This is a genomic window from Paraburkholderia sp. RL17-368-BIF-A, from assembly GCF_046054045.1.
In the GTDB taxonomy this organism is placed as follows: Bacteria; Pseudomonadota; Gammaproteobacteria; order Burkholderiales; family Burkholderiaceae; genus Paraburkholderia; species Paraburkholderia graminis.
Genome location: NZ_JARESN010000017.1, coordinates 124,958 through 147,182 on the forward strand (window position 1 = coordinate 124,958; position 22,225 = coordinate 147,182).

General features: G+C 65.4%; 20 protein-coding genes. 12 read left to right on the forward strand and 8 right to left on the reverse strand.

Features of this window, described 5'->3' with window-relative positions; genetic code table 11:
* Positions 1-51 precede the first annotated feature (51 nt).
* The 12 genes from P0D87_RS25360 (at position 52) to P0D87_RS25415 (ending at position 13,554) form a co-directional block, all read left to right on the forward strand.
* Positions 52-162 carry a hypothetical protein gene (locus P0D87_RS25360; protein WP_006048245.1) on the forward strand — a complete coding sequence of 37 codons (111 nt, stop codon included), beginning with the start codon at positions 52-54 and terminating at the stop codon, positions 160-162.
* Positions 159-251: a K(+)-transporting ATPase subunit F gene (gene kdpF / locus P0D87_RS25365; RefSeq protein WP_006048244.1), complete on the forward strand. Its 93-nt coding sequence runs from the start codon at positions 159-161 to the stop codon at positions 249-251. The genes P0D87_RS25360 and kdpF overlap by 4 nt, the downstream gene beginning before the upstream one ends.
* Positions 248-2,053, forward strand: a complete 1,806-nt coding sequence (gene kdpA / locus P0D87_RS25370) for a potassium-transporting ATPase subunit KdpA (RefSeq protein ID WP_053857802.1) — start codon at positions 248-250, stop codon at positions 2,051-2,053. Before kdpF ends, kdpA begins: the two co-directional genes overlap by 4 nt.
* Before the next feature lie 35 nt (positions 2,054-2,088).
* A complete protein-coding gene (gene kdpB / locus P0D87_RS25375) occupies positions 2,089-4,212 on the forward strand; it encodes a potassium-transporting ATPase subunit KdpB (protein ID WP_053857803.1) in 2,124 nt (707 codons plus the stop codon).
* 28 nt (positions 4,213-4,240) lie between these two features.
* The gene (kdpC, locus tag P0D87_RS25380; RefSeq protein WP_006048240.1) at positions 4,241-4,819 is read left to right on the forward strand and encodes a potassium-transporting ATPase subunit KdpC; all 579 of its coding nucleotides are present in this window, start codon (positions 4,241-4,243) and stop codon (positions 4,817-4,819) included.
* Between the two features lie 144 nt (positions 4,820-4,963).
* Complete coding sequence (locus tag P0D87_RS25385; protein ID WP_053857804.1) at positions 4,964-7,852, forward strand: DUF4118 domain-containing protein; 2,889 nt, start codon at positions 4,964-4,966, stop codon at positions 7,850-7,852.
* Entirely contained in the window at positions 7,845-8,543 is a 699-nt protein-coding gene (gene kdpE / locus P0D87_RS25390; RefSeq protein ID WP_053857805.1) for a two-component system response regulator KdpE, read from the forward strand. The genes P0D87_RS25385 and kdpE overlap by 8 nt, the downstream gene beginning before the upstream one ends.
* 123 nt (positions 8,544-8,666) lie before the next feature.
* Positions 8,667-8,987, forward strand: coding sequence for a quaternary ammonium compound efflux SMR transporter SugE (sugE, locus tag P0D87_RS25395; RefSeq protein WP_006048237.1), 321 nt, complete (start codon positions 8,667-8,669; stop codon positions 8,985-8,987).
* A 266-nt stretch (positions 8,988-9,253) separates the two neighbouring features.
* Entirely contained in the window at positions 9,254-9,865 is a 612-nt protein-coding gene (locus tag P0D87_RS25400) for a DUF4126 domain-containing protein (RefSeq protein WP_013587744.1), read from the forward strand.
* Positions 9,862-12,444 (forward strand): ABC transporter permease, encoded by a 2,583-nt coding sequence (locus tag P0D87_RS25405; protein ID WP_053857806.1) that lies wholly within the window; start codon positions 9,862-9,864, stop codon positions 12,442-12,444. The genes P0D87_RS25400 and P0D87_RS25405 overlap by 4 nt, the downstream gene beginning before the upstream one ends.
* Before the next feature lie 23 nt (positions 12,445-12,467).
* Positions 12,468-12,881 carry a group II truncated hemoglobin gene (locus P0D87_RS25410; protein WP_408637071.1) on the forward strand — a complete coding sequence of 138 codons (414 nt, stop codon included), beginning with the start codon at positions 12,468-12,470 and terminating at the stop codon, positions 12,879-12,881.
* On the forward strand, positions 12,874-13,554 hold the full coding sequence (locus P0D87_RS25415) for a DUF924 family protein (protein ID WP_053857808.1): 681 nt from the start codon (positions 12,874-12,876) through the stop codon (positions 13,552-13,554). The genes P0D87_RS25410 and P0D87_RS25415 overlap by 8 nt, the downstream gene beginning before the upstream one ends.
* A gap of 32 nt (positions 13,555-13,586) precedes the next feature.
* Here the strand turns inward: P0D87_RS25415 and P0D87_RS25420 are convergent, their stop codons facing one another.
* The 8 genes from P0D87_RS25420 to P0D87_RS25455 all read right to left on the reverse strand — a co-directional run bounded on the left by P0D87_RS25420 (position 13,587) and on the right by P0D87_RS25455 (position 22,072).
* Positions 13,587-15,746: an ArnT family glycosyltransferase gene (locus P0D87_RS25420; protein WP_171800280.1), complete on the reverse strand. Its 2,160-nt coding sequence runs from the start codon at positions 15,744-15,746 to the stop codon at positions 13,587-13,589.
* 458 nt (positions 15,747-16,204) lie between these two features.
* Positions 16,205-16,951, reverse strand: coding sequence for an SDR family oxidoreductase (locus P0D87_RS25425; RefSeq protein ID WP_053857809.1), 747 nt, complete (start codon positions 16,949-16,951; stop codon positions 16,205-16,207).
* Positions 16,952-17,127: 176 nt separating this feature from the next.
* On the reverse strand, positions 17,128-17,712 hold the full coding sequence (locus P0D87_RS25430; RefSeq protein ID WP_006048230.1) for an LOG family protein: 585 nt from the start codon (positions 17,710-17,712) through the stop codon (positions 17,128-17,130).
* Positions 17,713-17,722: 10 nt separating this feature from the next.
* Positions 17,723-18,436, reverse strand: coding sequence for a TetR/AcrR family transcriptional regulator (locus tag P0D87_RS25435; RefSeq protein ID WP_006048229.1), 714 nt, complete (start codon positions 18,434-18,436; stop codon positions 17,723-17,725).
* A gap of 151 nt (positions 18,437-18,587) precedes the next feature.
* On the reverse strand, positions 18,588-19,328 hold the full coding sequence (locus P0D87_RS25440) for a diacylglycerol kinase (protein WP_082367049.1): 741 nt from the start codon (positions 19,326-19,328) through the stop codon (positions 18,588-18,590).
* A gap of 20 nt (positions 19,329-19,348) precedes the next feature.
* Positions 19,349-20,380, reverse strand: coding sequence for a glycosyltransferase family 4 protein (locus P0D87_RS25445; RefSeq protein WP_006048227.1), 1,032 nt, complete (start codon positions 20,378-20,380; stop codon positions 19,349-19,351).
* Positions 20,381-20,439: 59 nt separating this feature from the next.
* Positions 20,440-21,381: a UDP-2,3-diacylglucosamine diphosphatase gene (locus P0D87_RS25450; RefSeq protein WP_053857810.1), complete on the reverse strand. Its 942-nt coding sequence runs from the start codon at positions 21,379-21,381 to the stop codon at positions 20,440-20,442.
* A 199-nt stretch (positions 21,382-21,580) separates the two neighbouring features.
* The gene (locus P0D87_RS25455; protein ID WP_035570260.1) at positions 21,581-22,072 is read right to left on the reverse strand and encodes an RDD family protein; all 492 of its coding nucleotides are present in this window, start codon (positions 22,070-22,072) and stop codon (positions 21,581-21,583) included.
* Between the last annotated feature and the right edge of the window lie 153 nt (positions 22,073-22,225).

Consider the following 22,225-nt stretch of genomic DNA (forward strand, 5'->3'; position numbering starts at 1 on the left):
CGCGCGCGCCTATCGTTGCGGCTATCCAAAGTCCGTCAATGGAGAACAACAATGGATGTGCTGTACGTCGGAGCCATCGCGCTCTTTGCCGCGCTGACCTTTGCATTGATCGCCGGTTGCGAGAAGCTGCTGCTCTCCCGCAGACAGGGAGCGCGCTCATGAACTGGATGCTGTGGATGTCGGGTGCGGCGACCGCGCTGCTGTTCGCGTACCTGGTCTATGCGCTGTTGCGCGCGGAGGACATCGAATGAATTCGAACAATGTCCTGCAAGCCGGGCTCTTTATCGTCGTGCTGCTCGCTGCGGCCGTGCCGCTGTCGCGCTATCTCTGCGGCGTGATGGACGGGAGTTCGCGCGTGCTGCGCGTCGGCGGACCAATCGAGCGCCTGTTGTATCGCGCGGCCGGCGTCGATCCGTCGAGCGAAATGAGCTGGAAGCAATACGCGGTCGCGGTGATCGCGTTCAACGTGCTGGGCGTCGTGTTTCTGTATGCGCTGTTGCGCTTGCAGGGCTGGCTGCCCGGCAATCCGCAGCAGCTTGGCGCGATGACCGTCGACGGTGCGTTCAATACGGCGGTCAGTTTCGTGACCAACACGAACTGGCAGGACTACACGCCGGAGCAGACAGTCGGTTATCTCACGCAGATGCTCGGCCTGACCGTGCAGAACTTCTTGTCGGCGGCAACCGGCATCGTCGTCGTGATCGCGCTGATTCGCGGCTTCGCGCGCCATACCGCGCAAACCATCGGCAACTTCTGGGTCGACCTGACGCGCGTGACGCTTTACGTGCTGCTGCCGATGTCGGTCGTGTTTGCCGCGCTGCTGATGAGCCAGGGCGTGATCCAGAACTTCAAGGCCTACGAAGACATCCCCACGTTGCAGACGACGACTTACGCCGCGCCGAAACTCGATGCACAAGGCAATCCGTTGAAGGATGCGAAGGGCAACGCGCTGACGGTCGACACGCCGGTTAAAACGCAGACCATCGCGATGGGCCCGGTTGCGTCGCAGGAAGCGATCAAGATGATCGGCACGAACGGCGGCGGTTTCTTCAACGGCAATTCGGCGCATCCGTATGAAAACCCGACGCCGTTATCGAACTTCCTGCAAATATTCGCCATCCTGATCATTCCATCGGCGCTCGCTTTGGTGTTCGGCCGCATGATCGCGGATCGCAAGCAGGGCGTCGCGGTGCTGGCCGCGATGACGATTGCATTCGGCGTCTGCGTGTTCGGCGAAATCGGCGCTGAACAGAGCGGCAATCCGGCGTTTGCCGCGTTGCGCGTCGATCAGTCGGCGAACGCGATGCAGTCGGGCGGCAACGCCGAGGGCAAGGAAACGCGCTTCGGTATCGCCCAATCCGGCATCTTCACGATTGCGACGACGGCGGCTTCGTGCGGCGCGGTGGCGAACACGCACGACTCGTTGACGCCGATCGGCGGCCTCTATCCGCTGCTGTTGATGCAGCTTGGCGAGGTCATCTTCGGCGGGGTCGGCTCGGGTCTGTACGGCATGCTCGTGTTCGCGCTGCTCGCGGTGTTCGTCGCGGGTTTGATGATCGGCCGCACGCCCGAGTATGTCGGCAAGAAGATCGAAGCGTATGAGATGAAGATGGTCTCCATCGTCGTGCTGCTGACGCCGTTGCTCGTGCTGGTGGGCACGTCGATCGCGGTGCTGAGCGAAGCGGGCAAGGCCGGTATCGCCAATCCGGGCCCGCATGGCTTCTCCGAAATCCTCTACGCGTTCAGCTCGGCGGCGAACAACAACGGCAGCGCGTTCGCGGGCCTCACGGTGGGCACGCCGTTCTACAACTGGCTGACCGCCATCGCGATGTGGTTCGGCCGCTTCGGCACGATCGTTCCCGTGCTCGCGATTGCCGGCTCGCTCGCCGCGAAGAAGCGCATCGGCGTGACGGGCGGCACATTGCCGACGCATGGGCCGCTTTTCGTCGTGCTGTTGCTCGGCACGGTGCTGCTGGTCGGCGCGCTGACGTACGTGCCCGCGCTTGCGCTCGGGCCCGGCGTCGAACATCTGATGATGATGGGCGCGCATTGACGCGGCCATGAGTCAACGCGACATTCGAGGATTCAATGACTGAACACAATGCAACGATGTCCATGTTCGACCCGGCGCTGCTGCGCCCGGCGATCGCGGATTCATTCAGGAAGCTCACGCCGCGCACGCAATTCCGCAACCCGGTGATGTTCTGCGTGTACGTGGGCAGTATTCTGACGACGGTTCTCTGGATCGCCGCGCTCGCCGGCCAGGCCGAGGCGCCCGCGGGTTTCATTCTCGCGGTCACGCTGTGGCTGTGGTTCACGGTGCTGTTCGCGAACTTCGCCGAAGCCCTCGCGGAAGGCCGCTCGAAAGCGCAGGCCGCGTCGCTTCGCAGCGCGAAGAAAGACGTGATGGCGAAAAAGCTCAACGAGCCGCATCCGAAGTCGCCGATCCGCATTGTCACGGCCTCGGACTTGCGCCGCGGCGACGTGGTGCTGATCGAAACCGGCGACGTGATTCCCGCCGACGGCGAAGTGGTCGACGGCGTCGCATCCGTCGACGAATCGGCGATTACGGGCGAATCCGCGCCCGTGATTCGCGAGTCGGGCGGAGACTTTTCGTCGGTGACGGGCGGCACGCGCGTGCTGTCCGACTGGATCGTCGTGCGCGTCACGGCGAATCCCGGCGAGGCGTTTCTCGACCGCATGATCGCGATGGTCGAAGGCGCGAAGCGTCAGAAGACGCCGAACGAAATCGCGCTGACCATTCTGCTCGTCGCGCTGACGATCGTGATGCTGCTTGCGACCGCGACGCTGTTGCCGTTCTCGATCTTCTCCGTGGAAGCCGCGCATCTGACCAATTCGGCGGGCCATGTGGTGACGATTACCGCATTGGTCGCGCTGCTCGTGTGCCTGATTCCGACCACCATCGGCGGATTGTTGTCGGCCATCGGCGTGGCCGGCATGAGCCGCATGATGCAGGCGAACGTGATCGCGACCTCGGGCCGCGCGGTCGAAGCGGCCGGCGACGTCGACGTGCTGCTGCTCGACAAGACCGGCACGATCACGCTCGGCAACCGTCAGGCGTCGCTCTTTATTCCTGCGCCGGGTTTGACCGAAGAAGCGCTCGCGGACGCGGCGCAGCTTTCGTCGCTGGCCGACGAAACGCCTGAAGGCCGCAGCATCGTCGTGCTGGCGAAGCAGCGCTTCAATATCCGGCAACGCGATATGGCCTCGCTGCACGCGGAGTTTCTCGCGTTCACCGCGCAAACACGGATGAGCGGCGTCGATCTTGCGCCGAAGGGAACGTCTTCGGACACGTCGCGCCGCGAGATTCGCAAGGGCGCCGCGGACGCGGTCAAGCATTACGTCGAAGCCAACGGTGGCCGTTTTCCGAACGAAGTGAGTCAGGCGGTGGCCGAAGTCGCGCGGCGCGGCAGCACGCCGCTCGTGGTCGCGGAGAAAGGCGAGCAGGGCGCGCGCGTGCTCGGTGTGATCGAGTTGAAGGACGTGGTCAAAGGCGGCATCAAGGAGCGCTTTGCCGAGCTGCGCAAAATGGGCATCAAGACCGTGATGGTGACGGGCGACAACCGGCTGACGGCTGCGGCGATTGCGGCGGAAGCCGGCGTCGACGATTTCCTCGCGGAAGCCACCCCCGAGGCGAAGCTCGCGACGATTCGCGCGCACCAGGCGGAAGGCCGGCTCGTCGCGATGACCGGCGACGGCACCAACGACGCCCCTGCGCTCGCGCAGGCCGACGTCGCCGTCGCGATGAACACCGGCACGCAGGCCGCGAAAGAAGCGGGCAACATGGTCGACCTCGATTCGAATCCGACCAAGCTGATCGAGATTGTCGAGATCGGCAAGCAGATGCTGATGACGCGCGGCTCGCTCACCACGTTCTCGATTGCGAACGATCTCGCGAAGTACTTCGCGATCATTCCGGCCGCGTTCGCGACCACCTACCCGGCGCTCAATGCGCTGAACGTCATGCATCTCGCGACGCCCGCGTCCGCGATCATGTCGGCGGTGATTTTCAATGCGCTGATCATCGTGCTGCTGATTCCGCTCGCGCTAAAGGGCGTGCGCTATCGCGCGCTCGGCGCGGCCGTTCTGTTGCGACGCAATCTGCTCGTGTACGGACTCGGCGGAATCGTGGTGCCGTTCATCGGCATCAAGTTGATCGATATGGTGCTGGCCGCATTCGGCTGGGTTTGAAGCGGCTTGTGTTGAAGGAGTGATCGTCATGAAAAATTTGTTGCGTCCGTTGCTCGTTATTTTTGCGGTGCTGAGCGCCGTGACCGGTCTCGCTTATCCGGCGGTGATGACCGCAGTCGGTCAAACGCTCTTTCGCGACCAGGCGAACGGCAGTCTGATCGAGCGCGACGGCAAGGTCGTCGGCTCGAAGCTGATCGGTCAGCAGTTCGACGCGCCGCAGTACTTCTGGGGACGGCTGTCGGCGACGAGCCCGATGCCGTATAACGCGCAGGCTTCGGGCGGCTCGAACCTCGGGCCTACGAATCCGGCGTTGCTCGATGAAGTCAAAGGCCGCATCGACGCGTTGAAGGCAGCGGGCACCGACATGTCGGCACCTGTGCCGGTCGATCTCGTGACATCGTCGGGAAGCGGACTCGATCCTGAGATCAGCCCGGCGGCTGCCGCGTATCAGATCGGACGCGTCGCGAAAGCGCGCGGACTTGCGCCGAACGAAGTAGAGGCGCTGGTCGACCGTTATACGAGCGGGCGGCAATTGGGCATGCTCGGCGAGCGGCGCGTGAACGTGCTGCAACTGAATCTTGCGCTGGATGAGATGAAGCGCGGCTGAGCGCGTCGCTGACGCACAATGCCGGCGATTGCACGCGGCTTCGGCCACAAGCCCATTTGCATCTGATTTGCGGCCGGGCCGCCGCCGTGCCACCATTGCACGCACCGCCGCGCGCCCACCAGCAAAACATCAAAGCATTCACGCATGAACCGTCCCGATCCTGACGAACTGCTCGACAAGCTGCAGCGCGACGAACAAAAGCGTCAGCGCGGCAAGCTGAAGATTTTCTTCGGCGCATCGGCGGGCGTCGGCAAGACGTATGCGATGTTGCAGGCGGCGCGTCGCCGTCGCGACGAAGGTGCGGACGTGGTCGTCGGCATCGCCGAAACGCATGGGCGTGGCGAAACGGCGGCGCTGCTCGAAGGTCTCGACGTGCTGCCGCTCGCGCACATCGAGTATCGCGGCCGCAAGCTCGGCGAGTTCGACCTCGACGCGGCGCTGGCCCGCAAGCCGCAACTGATACTCGTCGACGAACTCGCGCATTCGAATGTGCAAGGCGCGCGGCATCTGAAGCGCTGGCAGGACGTGTATGAACTGCTCGACGCCGGCATTGATGTGTACACGACCGTCAACGTTCAGCACCTCGAAAGTCTGAACGACGTGGTGGGGCAAATCACCGGCATTCGCGTGTGGGAGACGGTGCCCGACCGCGTGTTCGATCGCGCCGACGAAGTCACGCTGGTCGATCTGCCCGCCGAGGAATTGCTCGATCGCATGCGCGACGGCAAGGTGTATCTCGCGCAGCAGGCCGAGCGCGCGGTGCGCAACTTCTTTCGCAAAGGCAATCTGATCGCGCTGCGCGAGCTTGCCTTGCGCCGTACGGCCGATCGCGTCGACGCGCAAATGCGTGAATATCGCGCGGACCGTTCGATCGAGCGAATCTGGCAGGCGCGGGAGCGCTTGCTGGTGTGCGTCGGCCCTGGTCCTGAAGCGCCGATGCTGGTGCGCGCGGCGGCGCGTCTTGCCGCGAGCCTCAAGGCCGACTGGATCGCCGTCTATGTCGAAACGCCCGCGTTGCAGCGTCTGCCCGACGCGCGCCGTGAACGCACGCTCAACGCATTGAAGCTCGCCGCGGAACTGGGCGCGGAAACCGCGACGCTCGCGGGCGCGGACGCCGTGGCCGCGCTGACCGGTTATGCGCAGGCGCGCAATGTGTCGAAGCTGGTGGCGGGCGCATCGGCACGCACCGGCATCCGGCGCTGGCTGCGCCGGCCGCTTGGTGAGCGTCTCGCCGAACACGGCGGTCATGCGGACGTCACGCTGATCCGCGCTTCGTCCGATAGCGGCGGCGACCACGAGCGCCGGCTGCTGAGCACGACGGCCAACGCATGGCGCGACGCGTTGAGCGCCGCGCGCGAGCGCCGCTCGCCGCCGCGTGCATACGGTTGGGCGCTCGCGATCTGCGCGGGCATCACCGCGGTGGCGAGCCAACTGAACGAGCGCATCGATCTGACGAACCTCGTCATGCTGTATCTGCTCGGCGTGATCTTTGCGGCGGTGAAACTCGGGCGCGGGCCAGGCGTGCTGCTGTCGTTCATGAGCGTCGCCGCGTTCGACTTTTTCTTCGTGCCGCCGCGCCTGTCGTTGTCGGTGTCGGATACGCAATATCTGCTGACGTTCTTCGGCATGTTGCTGACTTCGCTCGTGATCAGCCATCTCACGTCGAGCTTGCGGCGCGAAGCGCGGATCGCGCGGCGTCGCGAGCAGCGCACCGGCGCGATGTATGCGATGGCGCGCGAACTCGCGGCGGCGCTGACCACCGAGCAGATCGTCGGCATCGGCAGCCGTCACGTGAGCGAAGTGTTCGGCGCGCGCGTCGCGATCCTGTTGCCGGACAGCGCGGACCGCGTGAAGCAGAAGATCGAAGACCCCGACGCGGCCATCACGCTCGAAGGCGAATTGCTCGATACCGACGTCGGCCAGTGGGTCTACGATCACGAGAAGCCGGCCGGCCACGGCACCGACACCCTGCCGGCCGCAGCCGCGCTGTATCTGCCGCTGAAGGCGCCGATGCGCACGCGCGGCGTGCTCGCGGCCGTGCTGCGCGACGAGCGCGAGCTGAACGCGCCCGAGCAGCAGCGCATGCTCGACGCGTTCGCCGCGCAAATCGCGCTCGCGCTCGAGCGCGTGCATTACGTGGACATCGCACGCGACGCGCTCGTCAATATGGAATCCGAACGTTTGCGAAACTCGTTGCTGTCCGCGATTTCGCACGATTTGCGTACGCCGCTCACGACCATCGTCGGCTTTTCGTCGATGCTGGCGCAATCGCGCGAACACGCGGCCGACGCGCGGCGCGACGACGAGCTCGTGGACGCGATCCATGAAGAAGCGCTGCGCATGACCGGCATCGTGACCAATCTGCTCGACATGGCGCGCTTGCAGGCGGGCAGTCTGCAATTGAACCGGCAATGGACGCTGCTCGAGGAAACCGTGGGCGCGGCGCTGCGTGCGTGCAAGCGCGTGCTGAGCGGGCATCCGGTGCGGATCGAGCTTGCCGCGGATTTGCCGCTGCTGCAGCTCGACGCCGTGCTGATGGAGCGGCTCTTCTCGAACCTCTTCGAGAACGCGGCGAAATACACGTCGACGGGCACGCCGTTGACGATCGGCGCGCAGCGTTTCGACGCGGACGGCAAGTCGTTCGTGCGCGTGACCATCGACGATAATGGGCCGGGTTTGCCCGCCGGCATGGAAACTCGCGTGTTCGAGAAGTTCACGCGCGGCGAGAAGGAATCGGCGAAGCCGGGCATCGGGCTCGGTCTCGCGATTTGCCGCGCGATTGTCGAAGCGCATGGCGGCAGCATCGGCGCGGTGAATCGCATGTCGGCGGGAACGGACGAGGCGGCGGGCAGCCGCGTCGAAGGCGCGCGTTTCTGGTTTACGCTGCCGGTTGAAACGCCGCCGGACGTGCCCGACCTGCCCGAAGCCGCCGACGCGCCAGATGCGCCCGACGCACTGCAAGACCAATCCGCCGAAGACCGAGCCGCCGACAACATGAACCCGAACCCGCTTGCCAAACCGACCCATGAGTGACCCGAGCATCACCGTCGTTCTGATCGAAGACGAAAAGCAGATCCGCCGTTTCGTGCGGACGGCGCTCGAAGACGAGGGCATCGTCGTGCATGACGCCGAGACCGGCAAGCAGGGTCTCGTGGAGGCCGCGACGCGCAAGCCCGACCTCGTGATCGTCGATCTCGGCCTGCCCGATACCGACGGCCTCGACGTGATCCGCGAATTGCGCGGCTGGAGCGAACTGCCGGTGATCGTGCTGTCGGCGCGCACGCAGGAAAGCGAGAAAGTCGCGGCGCTCGATGCCGGCGCCGACGATTACCTGACCAAGCCGTTCGGCGTCTCGGAACTGCTCGCGCGGATTCGCGCGCACCTTCGGCGGCGCAATCAGGGCGGCGCGAACGAATCGCCGCAAGTGCGCTTCGGCGCGGTGAGCGTTGACCTCGCGTTGCGGCAGGTCACGCGCGACGGCGCGGCGGTCCATCTGACGCCGATCGAATACCGGCTGCTCGCGACGCTCGTGCGCCACGCCGGCCGCGTGCTGACGCACCGGCAACTGTTGCGCGACGTGTGGGGGCCGTCGCACGTGGAGAGCTATCACTATCTGCGCATTTACATGGCGCATCTGCGCGGCAAGCTCGAGCGCGATCCGGCGCAGCCCGAGCATATCGTCACGGAGACGGGCGTCGGCTATCGGCTGGTCGGCGTCCTGTGAGCAGGGCGGCGACTTGCGGGCGCGCAGCAAGATGGTGCAGGCGTCGTTATAATTACGGACCGTAAGGACGACCTTACGCCATTTACAAACGGGGACGGCCCCATCTGATCATGGAGCTGTTTCATGTCCTGGATTCTTCTGTTCATCGCCGGTCTGCTCGAAGTCGCGTGGGCGGCCGGTCTCAAGAGTTCCGACGGTTTCACCCGGCTGTGGCCTTCTGTCTTCACCATCGTCACGGCGCTCGGCAGCTTTATCCTGCTTGCGATGGCGATGCGGCAGTTGCCGCTCGGCACCGCCTACGCGGTCTGGACCGGCATCGGCGCCGTCGGCGCCTTCGTTTTCGGCATCGTGATGATGGGTGAAGCGCTCACGGCCGCGCGCGTGGCGAGCGCGGCGCTGATCGTCGTCGGGCTGATCGGGCTCAAGCTCTCGTCCGGGCATTAAGCGCGCTGCATCAGAACGCGCATCGGCATACTCACGCGCCGGTCGCTACCGGCGCGGCCTTTGCCTCTGCTGCATAGTCCGCCAATTTGCAAGCCACTCTGCGTTCTGCGAATTAACGTGGCTATAATGAGATGGAAACCAATCTGAAATTGCCCGCGGCCTGCCCGGCGCGGCCGGCTTGGCGCGGGTCTGACGACTTCGGTGCGGCGGCTCATCCCTGATTGCCCCCGAAGCGCCCGGCACGCACAGCGCGCCTGGAGGCGGCCATGCTTGAATCACTTTCGCTTGCTGCGGGGCTCTCATGGGGCAGCGGCCTGCGCCTCTATCTGACGGTCCTGCTGGCCGGCGTGTTCGAGCGCCTCGGTCTGATTCATCTTCCCGATACGTTGTCCGCGCTGTCCTCGCCGTGGGTGATCGGCGTGGCGGGCGTGCTCACCGTCACCGAATTTCTCGCCGACAAGATTCCCGCGTTCGATTCGCTATGGGACGCGATTCACACCTTCATCCGCATTCCGGCCGGCGCCGTGCTCGCAGCCGGCGCGTTGGGCCATGCCGATCCGGCGCTGCTGACGGTTGCCGCGCTCGCGGGCGGCACACTGGCGGGCACCGCGCATCTGACGAAAGCGGGCACGCGCGCGCTCATCAATCTGTCGCCGGAACCGGTGTCGAACATCGTCACGTCGACGGCTGAAGACGGTTTCGTGTTCGGCGGCATTCTGCTCGCGCTATTTGTGCCGCTGCTGTTTCTGGTGCTGATCGTGGGCTTTCTGGTGCTCGCCGGCTGGGTCTTGCCGCGTCTGTGGCGCGGCGTGCAGGGCGGCTTTCGCGGCATGGCGACGCATATGGTGTCGCGCCTTGCGAGGAGCAGGCACGATTGAGCGATACAGCCGGACGTTCCACGGCGCGGGTCGCCGTCCCCGCGGCGCGCCGCTTTAGCGTCGGCGATCTGCTGCGCCAGGCGCTGCGCATGACGGCGCGCGACTGGCGCGCCGGCGAACTCACGATGCTGCTGCTCGCGCTCGTGCTCGCCGTGGCGGCGCTCGCGAGCGTCGGCTTTCTCGCCGACCGCTTGCATCAGGGCCTGGAGCGCGACGCGAGACGCATGATCGCCGCTGACTTCATCGTGCGCGCCGATCATCCGGTCGATCCGCAGTTCGCGCGCGAGGCCGCGGCGCTCGGCCTGAACACCGCCACCACGGCGATTTTCCCCAGCATGATCAACTCGAGCGGCGCGCAGCCGGTGTCGCGGCTTGCCGCGATCAAGGCGGTGTCGCCGGGTTATCCGTTGCGCGGCGCGCTGCGCATCGCGCCCGGGCCGGGCGCCGCGGATCGCGCCGCGCAATCCATTCCGCCGCCGGGTACCGTGTGGGTCGATCAGCAATTGCTCGACGCGCTGAAGGTGCGCGTTGGCGACACCGTGAAGGTCGGCAACCGCAGCTTCACGATCGGCGCGATGATCACGCGCGAACTCGACCGCGGCTTCTCGTTCGTCAACTTCTCGCCGCGCCTGATGATGCGCGCCGATGACGTGCAGTCCACCGGCCTCATCACGTTCGGCAGCCGCGTGACGTACCGGCTGCTGGTGGCGGGCGCGGATCCAGCGGTCGCGCGTTTCGCGCAGTTCGCACACGGCAGGGTGGACGGCGGCAAGATGCGCGGCGTCGCGCTCGAATCGTTGCAGGACGGCCAGCCGCAAGTGCGTCAGACGCTCGATCGCGCCGGTCATTTCCTCACGCTCGTGTCGCTGTTGACCGCGCTGCTCGCGGCCGTGGCGATTGCGATGGCCGCGCATCGGTACATGCGCCGCCATCTGGACGGCTGCGCGGCGATGCGCTGTCTCGGCGTCAGTCAGTCCACACTGCGGGCGCTGTTTACGCTGGAATTCGTGGGCGTCGGCGTGGCGGGCGGCGCGCTCGGCGTGGCGCTCGGCTTTCTCGGCCATCTCGCGTTGCTGACGTCGCTCGGCAGTCTGATCGACGTCGAATTGCCGTACCCGACGGCATGGCCCGCGCTCCAGGGCATTGCGGCCGGTCTCGTGCTGCTGCTCGGTTTCGCGCTGCCGCCGCTGCTGCCGCTGACGCGCGTGCCGCCGGTGCGCGTGCTGCGTCGCGAGTGGGGCGAAGCGGGGCGCACCGCGTGGGCCGCGTACGCGCTCGGCATCGTGTTGTTCGCGGCGCTGCTGATCGTCGCGGCGGGCGAGTTGAAGCTCGGCGGCATCGTCGCGGGCGGGTTCGCGGGCGGGCTGCTGGTGTTCGCGTGCATCGCGCGGCTCGCGTTGTGGGCGGCGGCGCGCGCGGTGCGCAGCGAGCGCGTGAATGCGGGAATCGGCTGGCGTTACGCGCTGGCGTCGCTGGAGCGGCGCAGCGGCGCGAGCGCGCTGCAGATCACGGCGCTCGGCATCGGCCTGATGTGCCTGCTGCTGATCGCGATGACGCGCAACGACCTCGTGGCCGGGTGGCGCAAATCGACGCCGCCCGATGCGCCGAACGAATTCATCATCGACATTCAGCCGGATCAGCGCGAACCGGTCACGCACTATCTCGACACGCACGGCGTGCCCGGCACGGTGCTCTCGCCGATGGTGCGCGGCCGGCTCACCGCGATCAACGGCAAGCCGGTCAATCCGGATTCGTTCAAGGGCGACGACGCGCGACGGCTCGTCGACCGCGAATTCAATCTGTCGTACACGACGCAGTTGCCGGACGACAATCGCATTTCCGCCGGCACCTGGTATGGCGACACGAAGGCTCCGCAGATTTCGATCGAAGAAGGCCTGGCGAAGCTCATCAACGTGAAGCCCGGCGATGTGCTGCGTTTCGACGTGACCGGCTTGCAGATCGACGCGCCCGTGACGAGTGTGCGCAAGCTCGACTGGGGTTCGTTCAAGGTCAACTTCTTCGTGCTGATGCCGCCCGCCGCGTTGCAGGATTTCCCGGCGACGTTTATCACCAGTTTCCATTTGCCCGCGGAAAAGCGCGCGACCATCGACGGTCTGATCGCCGCCTATCCGAACCTGACGGCCATCGACACCGGTCCGATTCTCGCGCAGGTGCAGCGCGTGCTGCAGCAGGTGATCGGCGCGGTGCAGTTCCTGTTCGCGTTCACGCTCGCCGCGGGCGTGCTGGTGCTGTACGCCGCGCTCGCCGGCACGCGCGACGAGCGTATGCGAGAATCCGCGCTGCTGCGGGCACTCGGCGCGTCGCATCGCCAGGTGCGCGCGGTGCAGATCGCGGAGTTCGTCGCGGTCGGCGCGCTTGCCGGCCTGATGGCCGCGATCGGCGCGCAGGTGATCGGCTGGATTCTGGCCACGCGCGTGTTCCAGTTCTATCTGGACTTCAACCCGTGGCTGCTACCGGCGGGAATCGCGGCCGGCATCGCCTGCGCGGCGGTCGGCGGCTGGCTGAGTTTGCGGCATGTGTTGTCGCGTCCCGCGTTGCAATCGCTGCGGGACGCCTGATTATTTTCCGTTGATGAGTGGTTATGAGTGAGATCGACAACGAACTCTCCGCGGCGCAGCCGACGGCCTTCGAACTGGTCGGCGGCGAAGCGCGCGTGCGCGAACTCGTCGACCGTTTTTACGACCTGATGGACCTTGAAGCCGAGTTCGCCGGCATTCGCGCGCTGCATCCCGAATCGATGGACGGTTCGCGCGACAAGCTGTTCTGGTTTCTGTGCGGATGGCTGGGCGGCCCCGATCATTACATCAGCCGCTTCGGGCATCCGCGGTTGCGCGCGCGGCAATTGCCGTTCGCGATTGCATCGAGCGAACGCGATCAGTGGCTGCGCTGCATGGCCTGGGCGATGGAAGACGTCGGGCTTGCCGAGCCGCTCAGAGAGCGCCTGCTTGGTTCGTTCTTCGAGACGGCCGACTGGATGCGCAACCGCAATGGTTGACGCTGAACGCGCGGCGCCGCCTCGCACGCCGGCGGATCTCGCCGCTTACAGCGCGCTCGATCCGCGAGCGCGCGAGGTGCTCGACTGCTGGTTCGGCGCGCCCGATGCGCCGGGCTTCGGCGAGGCGCGCAAGCAGTGGTTTTCCGCCGACGAATCGTTCGACGCGATGCTGCGCGAACGTTTCGGAACCCTTATCGATGCGGCGCGCGACTCGCGCCTCGACAGTTGGACGGCCACGCCGCTCGGCGCGCTTGCGCTCGTCATCGTGCTCGATCAGTTTTCGCGCAACTGCCATCGCGACACGGCGCGTGCGTTTGCCGCCGATCACAAAGCGTTGGAGATCGCGCAGCAGATGGTGGCGAGCGGCGCGGATCGGCTGTTGCCGAGCGTGCATCATCGCGCGTTTGCCTATCTGCCGTTCGAACACGACGAGGCGCCGGCGAGCCAGCGGGAGTCGCTGCGTCTTTTTAAAGCGCTCGCCGGGGAGCCCGGTGGCGAGTCGTATTATTCGTTCGCGGTGAGGCATGCGGAGATCGTCGAGCGCTTTGGGCGCTTTCCGCATCGCAATGCGCTGCTTGGACGGGAATCGACGGCGGAGGAAATCGCGTTTTTGCGCGAGCCAGGGTCGTCGTTTCAGTCGCGGCGGGCGAGGAAGCGGGCGCGCGGTAGTTAGCGGCGTGCCGCGCAGCGCCACCCGGCGTCAGGTTACCGACCATCAACCGCAGCCGGCACCGTCGGCGTGCGCACAAAAACGCGCAACAACTCGTCGGTATCGCCGGGACGCGCGCCCGACCAGAATAGCCGCCAGTCGCCCGTCGGTTGAAGTGCGTTGTTGCGGCGGCTTTCGACGATCAGCCATGTGCACTCAGTCGTGCGCGGGTTCGCGGTCGGCTGATGCTCGATGTCCGTGTAGTAGTCGAGCATCGGCGCCTCGGATTCGCCGAGCCCGACGCTCGCCATGCAATCGCCGTCGTTCCATTGCGCGCTCAGCGCGGCGCCGAGGTTCTCGAACACCGAGCGGTAGCTTTTCGCGTAGTCGAGCCACGGCAGCAGCAGCGTGCTCACGAGTCCCCACGCGACGATCGCGCCCGCGCACCAGCTCAGCACACCGCGCCATTTGCCCGCGTACTTGAAGGCGGGCAGCAGCCAGAGCCAGCCGAGCGTCATCAACAACGCAGCCGCGATCAGCGCGGGTTTCATCGGCAAGACCCAGTCGAGCGGCAGCCATCGGCCGAGGCGGTGCAGCGAAGCATGCGTGTTCGCCGGACTGCTCATGATCGACCACACGATCCACGCGAGCGCCGCCACGCTGCCGAACAGCACGCGGCTCGCCATGTCCCACACTACATGCAGACGCGGCGGCAGGCGCTCGACGCCTTGCATTGCCAGCAATGCGAGCGGCGCGATGAACGGCAGGATGTACAGCTCGCGGATCGTCGCCGAGCTTTGCAGCACGGCGAAGCCGACACCCGCGAAGATCGCCGGCAAGGCGACGCGCGGATCGCGCCAGCGCTGCCATGCGCCGCCGCCGAGCGCGGCCAGCACAAGCGGCGCGACTGGGAAGCCGACGCTTAGGACCGTGCGCAGCACGAACAGCCGGCTTTCGCTTTCGGAGCCGAGTTCGGCGACCGAAAAACCGAAAAAGCGGCCGACGTTGTTATCCCACAGCCAGACCTTGAAGAGCGCCTCGGAGCGCAGATAGAAGCAGATCGGCCAGATCAGCGCGAACGGCGTGCAGACGAGCGCCGCGACGCCGAGCGCGGCGGCGAAACTGCGGCTGCGGCACGCGCGGTAGAGCGCGAACACTGCGCAGACGGTCGCGCCGAAAACCAGCGGCACGAACAGGCCCTTGGCGAGAAACGATACGCCGACGCCCGCGCCGAACATCGCCGCGCCGCTCAGAATCGCGTGCCGGCGCTCGCGCGCGGCGTCGGCGGAAAGGCGCTCTTGATGGCCGTCGTAACGAAGATGCGCGAGCACGAGTTCGAACAATCCGCAGAAGCCGATCGCCGCGCCGGCCATCAACGCGACGTCGGTCATCATGTCGTGCACATGCTTGACGACGACGAGCGTGCCGCCGAACAGCGCCAGCGTGCCGATCACGCGCAGGTCGAACCAGCTCGGCGCATTCACCGCGCGGCGCGCGACGCGGGCCGTGTAGTAGACCGTCAGGCCCGCGAACAGCGCACTCGCGAGCCGCGCCGCGTCGTGCAAGGGCAGGTAGCGGCCGAACATCCACGCGAAGCTCGCGGCCACCCAGTCGTAGACAGGCGGTTTTTCGACGAACGGCTGCCCGGCGTTGGTCGGCACGACGAGATCGCCGGTGTCGAGCATGTGCTGGACGATGCCGAACGTGTATGTCTCGTCCTGTTTCCAGGGATCGTGTCCCAGGGTGCCGGGCAGCAGCCACGCGCAGAGGATGGCGAGCGCGATCAGGTACGTTAGCGGGCGTGAGGCGCTGAGCGCGTGCCAGCGCGGGGCGCGGCTGTTGCCGTTGCTGTTGCTGTCGTTTGAGTGGTCCGCAGGCGGTGAGCCGATGGTGGGTTCGTTGCCTGCGGCGGGTGCGTGAGGTTTGGAGGGCTTGGCGGAGGGTGGTGAGGCTGTGGCTTCGGCGGTCTGGGCTTGGGCCGTATCGGTGCCGTTTGCGGCAAGGTCGGCCGAGCGCGCATGCTCGGCACTGTCGATGAGACCGGCCATGTGCGCTTGCGGCGCGTTGTCGATGAGGCTGGCCATGTGCGCCTGCTGTGCGCTGTCGATAACGCCGGCCACGCGCACTTGCGGCGCGCTATCCACAACGCCGGCCGGCGCGGACACCGCTGCCGCGGCGTTCCCGTTGCGCCACGGAGCGGAAGGTTTTTCTTGCATGAAACGAATCTCTGGTCGCGGTGCGCGGCAGCATCGCGCGCACGATGTTCTGGCTTGCGTCGCACGAGGCCGCGCGATTCCCGCGATTGTAGTCTCCGATTATTACGACCGATTACACGTGCGACGGCGCACGGATGCGGCGATTGCGCCTGCCGTGGCGGTGGATATAGCGGGCAGTGGAAGCAACGCGAGGCTTATCTAGGAGCGCTGCGTGAGCCGACGGACGGAGAGCGGAAAGAGGGCGGAAGGGATGCGGAAGGAGCGCTTAACGGAGGCGGAGAAAAGCCGAATGCATTGCAGAAAGAGCGCCGAAGTAAGGCGAAAAAAAATCGGAAAGATTGCAACGAAACGCGGAACGAACGCGGAACAAAGGCGAAAGAACGAAGGCGAAAGAACGAAGGCGAAAGAACGAAGGCGAAAGAACGAACGCCGAACAACAGCAGACCAACCCCCGCCGCCTAACGCCCCCCAGCGACATCCACAAGCGCCCCAGTGACATACGACGCGGCGTCACTCAACAACCACACGATGGTCTCAGCCACTTCATCAGCTCGCCCCGGACGGCCCAATGGCGTCGCCGCGCCGAGTTGCGCCGCACGCTCGGGCTTGCCGCCGCTCGCGTGGATTTCGGTATCGATGAGACCAGGCCGCACTGCATTGACACGCACGCCGCGCGGCCCGAGTTCCTTTGCGAGACCGAGCGTCATCGTATCGACTGCGCCTTTTGAGCCTGCATAGTCGACGTATTCGTTGGGCGAACCCAAACGCGCCGCCGCCGACGACACATTCACGATCACGCCGCCCGCGCCGCCGCGATCCGTCGACATGCGTCGCGCGGCTTCGCGCGCGCACAGATAGGCGCCGAGCACGTTGACGTCGAACATGCGCGTGAGGCGCGCGAGATCCATGTCGGCAAGCGGCATGGACGGCGCAACGATACCCGCGTTGTTGACGAGCGCGTCGAGCCGGCCGAATTTCTGCACGACCGCGTCGAACATGGCGATGACGTCGGCTTCGTTTGCGACGTCGCCGGCAATCGGCAGCGCGCGTCCGCCGGCTCGCTCGACTTCAGCGACGGTTTCCTCGGCGGCCGCGAGATTCCGCGCGTAGTTCACGCCCACCGACCAGCCGCGCGCGCCGAGCAAGCGCGCGGTCGCGCGGCCGATGCCGCGGCTGCCGCCAGTGATGAGAACGGTCTGAGTCATCGCAACCTCGACATGCAAAGTAGGGTGAGCGCTGGAAACGAAGCGGGAAAAAACGCAGCGGAAAAAAATGCAACGAAAAGCGAGGCAGAAAGCGAAGCTAAAAAACGAGAGCAAAGCCGAGAACGCACGGAGAAACCCGCGGCGCTCTCAGCCGCAGCCGCAGCAACCGCCCCCGCTCAAACCGCTTCTCGCTTAACCGCCCATTTATCGGCAACCGGCGGCTGATACCGTTGCAGCTTGCCGATCAGCGTGGCCGCATCGGAGTCGATCTGCAGGATATCGACATACGTCTGCCGCATGAAGCCTTCGTCCACCGTGTGCTGCAACAGCTTCATCAACGGATCGTAAAAGCCGTCGATATTCAGGAGCGCCACCGGTTTGTGGTGGTAGCCGAGCTGCGCCCACGTGTAGACCTCGAAGAACTCTTCGAGCGTGCCCGCGCCGCCCGGCATCGCGACAAACGCATCCGAGAGATCGGCCATCATCTTCTTGCGATGATGCATGTCGGGCACGACGTGCAACTCCGTCAGGCCGTTATGACCGACTTCCTTGTTGACCAGCAGCTCGGGAATCACGCCGATCGCGCGGCCGCCTTCGGCCATCACCGTGTCGGCGATCACGCCCATCAGCCCGACCTTGCCGCCGCCATACACAAGCGCCAGATCGGCTTCGACCAGCGCGCGGCCGAACGCACGCGCGGCCTCTGCATACAACGGTTTGGCTCCATTCGCGGAGCCGCAATACACACACACCGACTTCATGAAAAACGTCCTATTCGTTGCGAGGCGCGGCGCCTTCCTTCGGCGGCAGATAGTCGTAGAACTCGCGTTTCTCGAGCTTGCCCGAAACGAGATCGTCGAAAATTTGCCGTGAGCGGCCGCGCAGATAAGGCGCCATCAACGACACGATCTGCACGCTCACCTGATGCAGTTCCGCGCGAATCGTCTCCTGCTCGTTGTATTTGCGCGGATTCATCACGAACTGATACGACAGCCAGTACGTTGCGATCACACCGATATTCGTGGCGATCACCTGCAACTCGTCCGGCGTGGCGACCATTTCGCCGTCGGCCACGAGCTGATCGCAGAACTGGCTCGCAAAGCGCACCTTGTGGCTGATGATCTGCTTGAAGTGCGTTTCGAGCGTGCGGTTGCGTGCGAGCAGATCGTTCAGATCGCGATACAGGAAGCGATAGCGCCACGTGAAATCGACCATGTACTGCAGATAGGACCACATTTCGTCGATGGTCGCGCGATGGTCGTCGGGAAAACGCAGACGCTTTTCGATCTCCTGCTCGAACTGGCTGAAGATGCTGTTGATGATGTCGTCTTTGTTGCGGAAGTGGTAGTACAGGTTGCCTGGACTGATTTCCATTTCCTCGGCGATCGTCGTCGTCGTGACGTTCGGCTCGCCGATTTCGTTGAACAGTTTCAACGACAGTTCGAGTATCCGTTCGCGCGTGCGGCGGGGAGGTTTGGCTTCCATGTCGTCCGGCCCTGGTTACGCCGGGTTGGGCGCGCGGCGGCGTGCCGCTGCTGTAGGTCCACCCGGACGCGGTTGCTGTTTTTTAAGACTGCCGGACGATTATAAACCGAGCGTTCGAATCTCTAGCGGATACTCAGGGTTTCCATGAGCTTCACAGCCACGCTTTCACCCAATCAACGCCGAGCGGGCCGACGATCAGCCCCCACGTCATCACGCACATGCCGAGCGCGACCATCACCGCGGCGCTGCCCAGGTCTTTCGCGCGGCGCGACAGCTCGTGCCGTTCGAGCGAGATACGGTCGATGGCCGCTTCCACGCTCGAATTCAGCAGTTCGACAATCAGCACGAGCAGCACCGAGCCGAGCAGCAACACGCGCGAGACGGGCTCAACCGGAGCCAGCACGCCGCACGGCAGCAGAATCGCGGCCAGCGTCAGCTCCTGACGAAACGCGCTTTCCTCGCGGATCGCCACGCGAAAACCCGCGAGCGAGTTTTTCATCGCGTGCCACGCGCGCGTGAGGCCGCGATTGCCCTTGTACGGATTGAACGGCAGCGGCGCGAGCGGATCGTCGGGGCTGAGCGGCTCGTGCTGGATTTCGGCTGCGGCGTGTGAGCCGTGCCGGTTGATGCTGGCGCTTTCATCGCCGTCGCCGTCGACACGGCTGTGGCGAGCGTGGCCTTCGCGGCCGCTCATGAGATGGGCTTCTGCATGATTCATGACGGCGGACTCGCTAATGCTATCGAACGGCTCGACGCTCGCGGCGTCGTGGTCATCATGGTCGTCGCGGTCGTCATGGTTGACGCGAGCGTCGTGAGCATCGCTGCCGGCGTGCGCGGCGCGCAGCGCGCCGTTCGCGGACGCGCGGCTCGCAGGAGAGGATCGGCTTCGCATGGACAACCCGGCGCGCCGCGTCACGCGGCTGCGCTTTCCTCGCGATACGACGCGCGCGGCAACGGCTTCAGATGCGCGGCGAATTGCTCGGAGGCCGCGGCCCACGAGAAGCGCTCGGCCCACGCGCGTGCATGCGCGCGGTCGATTTTCAGCGCTTCGAGACAGGCTTCGCGCAGGTCTTCGTCCATCGCGCCGGCGCCGCCGTCGCCGAGCACGTCGATCGGGCCGGTGACCGGATACGCCGCTACCGGCGTGCCGCAGGCGAGCGCCTCGAGCAGCACCAGACCGAACGTATCGGTGCGGCTCGGGAACACGAATACATCGGCTGCCGCGTAGACTTTCGCGAGTTCAGCCTGCGACAGCACGCCGAGATAATTCGCTTGCGGATAGCGCGACTTCAGTTCCGCGAGCGCGGGGCCTTCGCCGGCGACCCACTTCGAGCCCGGCAAATCGAGCTTCAAGAATGCCTCGACGTTTTTCTCGACGGCCACACGCCCCACATACAGAAAGATCGGCCGTGCGGTGTTGAGCACCTTCGAGTCCATCGGATGAAAAATCTCGAGATCGACGCCGCGCGTCCACAGCACGACGTTCGTGAAGCCGAATTTCTCGAGGTCGTTCCTGACCACGGGCGTCGGCGCCATCACCGCGAGCGACGGCTTGTGGAACCAGTGCAGGAACTTGTACGTCGCGGCGAGCGGAATGCCGAAGCGCGCCTGCACATACTCGGGAAAGCGCGTGTGATAAGCGGTCGTGAACGGCAGCTTGTGCTGGATCGCGTAGGCGCGCGCGGCCATGCCGAGCGGACCTTCGGTGGCGATATGCAGCGCGTCCGGTTCGAACTCGCCGATACGCTGACGCAGCTTGCGGCGCGGCATCAGCGACAAGCGGATCTCGGGATACGTCGGGCACGGAATCGTCCTGAATTCGAGCGGCGTCAGCAGATCGACGCGATGGCCGAGTTCGGTCAGCTCGCGCGTGGTGTTCTTGAGCGTGCGCACGACGCCGTTGACCTGCGGTTCCCATGCGTCGGTGACGATCATGATCTTCATCGGTTTGCTCCTCGGATGGTTCGTCGATTCGGCCCAGCGGACTGGAGAGCGGCGTTGCGTCAGGCGGTTGCCCGGGCTTTTTGCACGCCGGCTTGCGGGCTGCGCATCGCGGTCCAGTAGATCACCTTGAGTTCGCCTTCATAGGTTTCGACGAGCGCCGACAGGCTTTCGACCCAGTCGCCGTCGTTGCAATACAGCACGCCGTCGATGTCGCGAATCTCGGCTTTGTGGATGTGTCCGCAGACCACGCCGTCGCAGCCGCGGCGGCGCGCTTCGTCGGTCATCACGCGTTCGAACGACGAGATGAAGTTCACCGCGTTCTTGACCTGGTGCTTCAGGTATTGCGACAGCGACCAGTATGGAAAGCCGAGCCGGCTGCGGATCCGGTTGAACCAGCGGTTCAGGATCAGGATCATCGTGTAGAGCGTGTCGCCGAGATACGCGAGCCATTTCGCGTGCTGGATCACGCCGTCGAACAGATCGCCGTGGACGATCCACAGGCGCTTGCCGGCGAGCGTCGTGTGAAACGCCTCGCCGCGCACGTGGATGTCGCCGAACGCGAGGTCGCAGAACTGGCGCGCGGCTTCGTCGTGATTGCCGGGCACGTAGATCACTTGCGTGCCTTTGCGCGCCTTGCGCAGCACCTTCTGCACGACGTCGTTGTGCGCCTGCGGCCAGTACCAGCCTTTTTTCAACTGCCAGCCGTCGATGATGTCGCCCACCAGATAGAGGTATTCCGACTCGTTATGGCGCAGGAAGTCGAGCAGATACGGCGCCTGGCAGCCGCTCGAGCCGAGGTGGATGTCCGACAGCCAGATCGTGCGGTAGCGGTGCGGCTCGGCGTGCTCGTCGTCGTGTTGCGGCGTCTGGGTGTCGATCGGCTGGGGCACGGCGGGCAGCGCAAAGCCGTGGCTCGGGCTGGATTCCGGACGGAACGCGACGGGGTCGACGCTCGGGCCGGTCTGGCGGAACAGGGAAGTCGCGGACGTTTTGGAGTCCATGGCTCACGCGTCGAGTTGCAGTGCCCGTATTGGGCCTACCACGCGTGACGGTGCCGTGACAGTCACGAGAAGTTCTTATTACTGCGGGAGCGATGGGAGGTGATGCGATGTGATGCTAGATGAGGCGATAGCGAAGCGCTTCGCGTGGTGGATGCGCGGTTCAGTGCGCGGTCGACTGCGCGACGCGCGCGTGCAATGTCTAGCGCGCGACTTCGATCACGCGCGTGCCGGCGAGCCGGTCATGCAGAAACTGGCGGCTCGCGCCGAGGCGCCCCGTGGCCGCCCACAGCACGAACCAGATTCCGGCGATCGCAAGAGTTTGCGGTAAGCGCAACCCGAGCAGCGGATGAAGCGCGAGCGGCGGCAGAAACCATAGCCACGCCAGCAGATAGCGCCCGACGGCGCGCCACGCGGAGAGCGGTGCGCCATTCGCTGTGACGACGCGCAGGCGCCAGGTTTTCATCGGCAGCGTCTGGCCGCCGTGGGTCCAGAACCAGACGAAATACAGACCGACGACGAACCCGATCCACGTCGCCATCACGTTGTGATGCGTGAGCCCGTTGCGCTGCTGCGTGAGCGTGCTGAACAGATACCCCGCGATAAACACGACGCCGAACAGCAGCAGCGCTTCGTAAAGCAGCGCGGCGAGGCGGCGGCGAACGCTCGGGGAATTGCCTGGTGAAGTGGACACGGCAACGGGCGAACTCGCGCTGGACGCGGTGCCCGAATCGGGATTGACGGTGGCGGAAGTGGCGCGCGATTCGGACACGGGCAGCGCCGCTTACGAACCGTTGAAGATGGACGGCGCTTCCGCCGGCGAAACCGGCAGCGGCGTGGGCCGGCC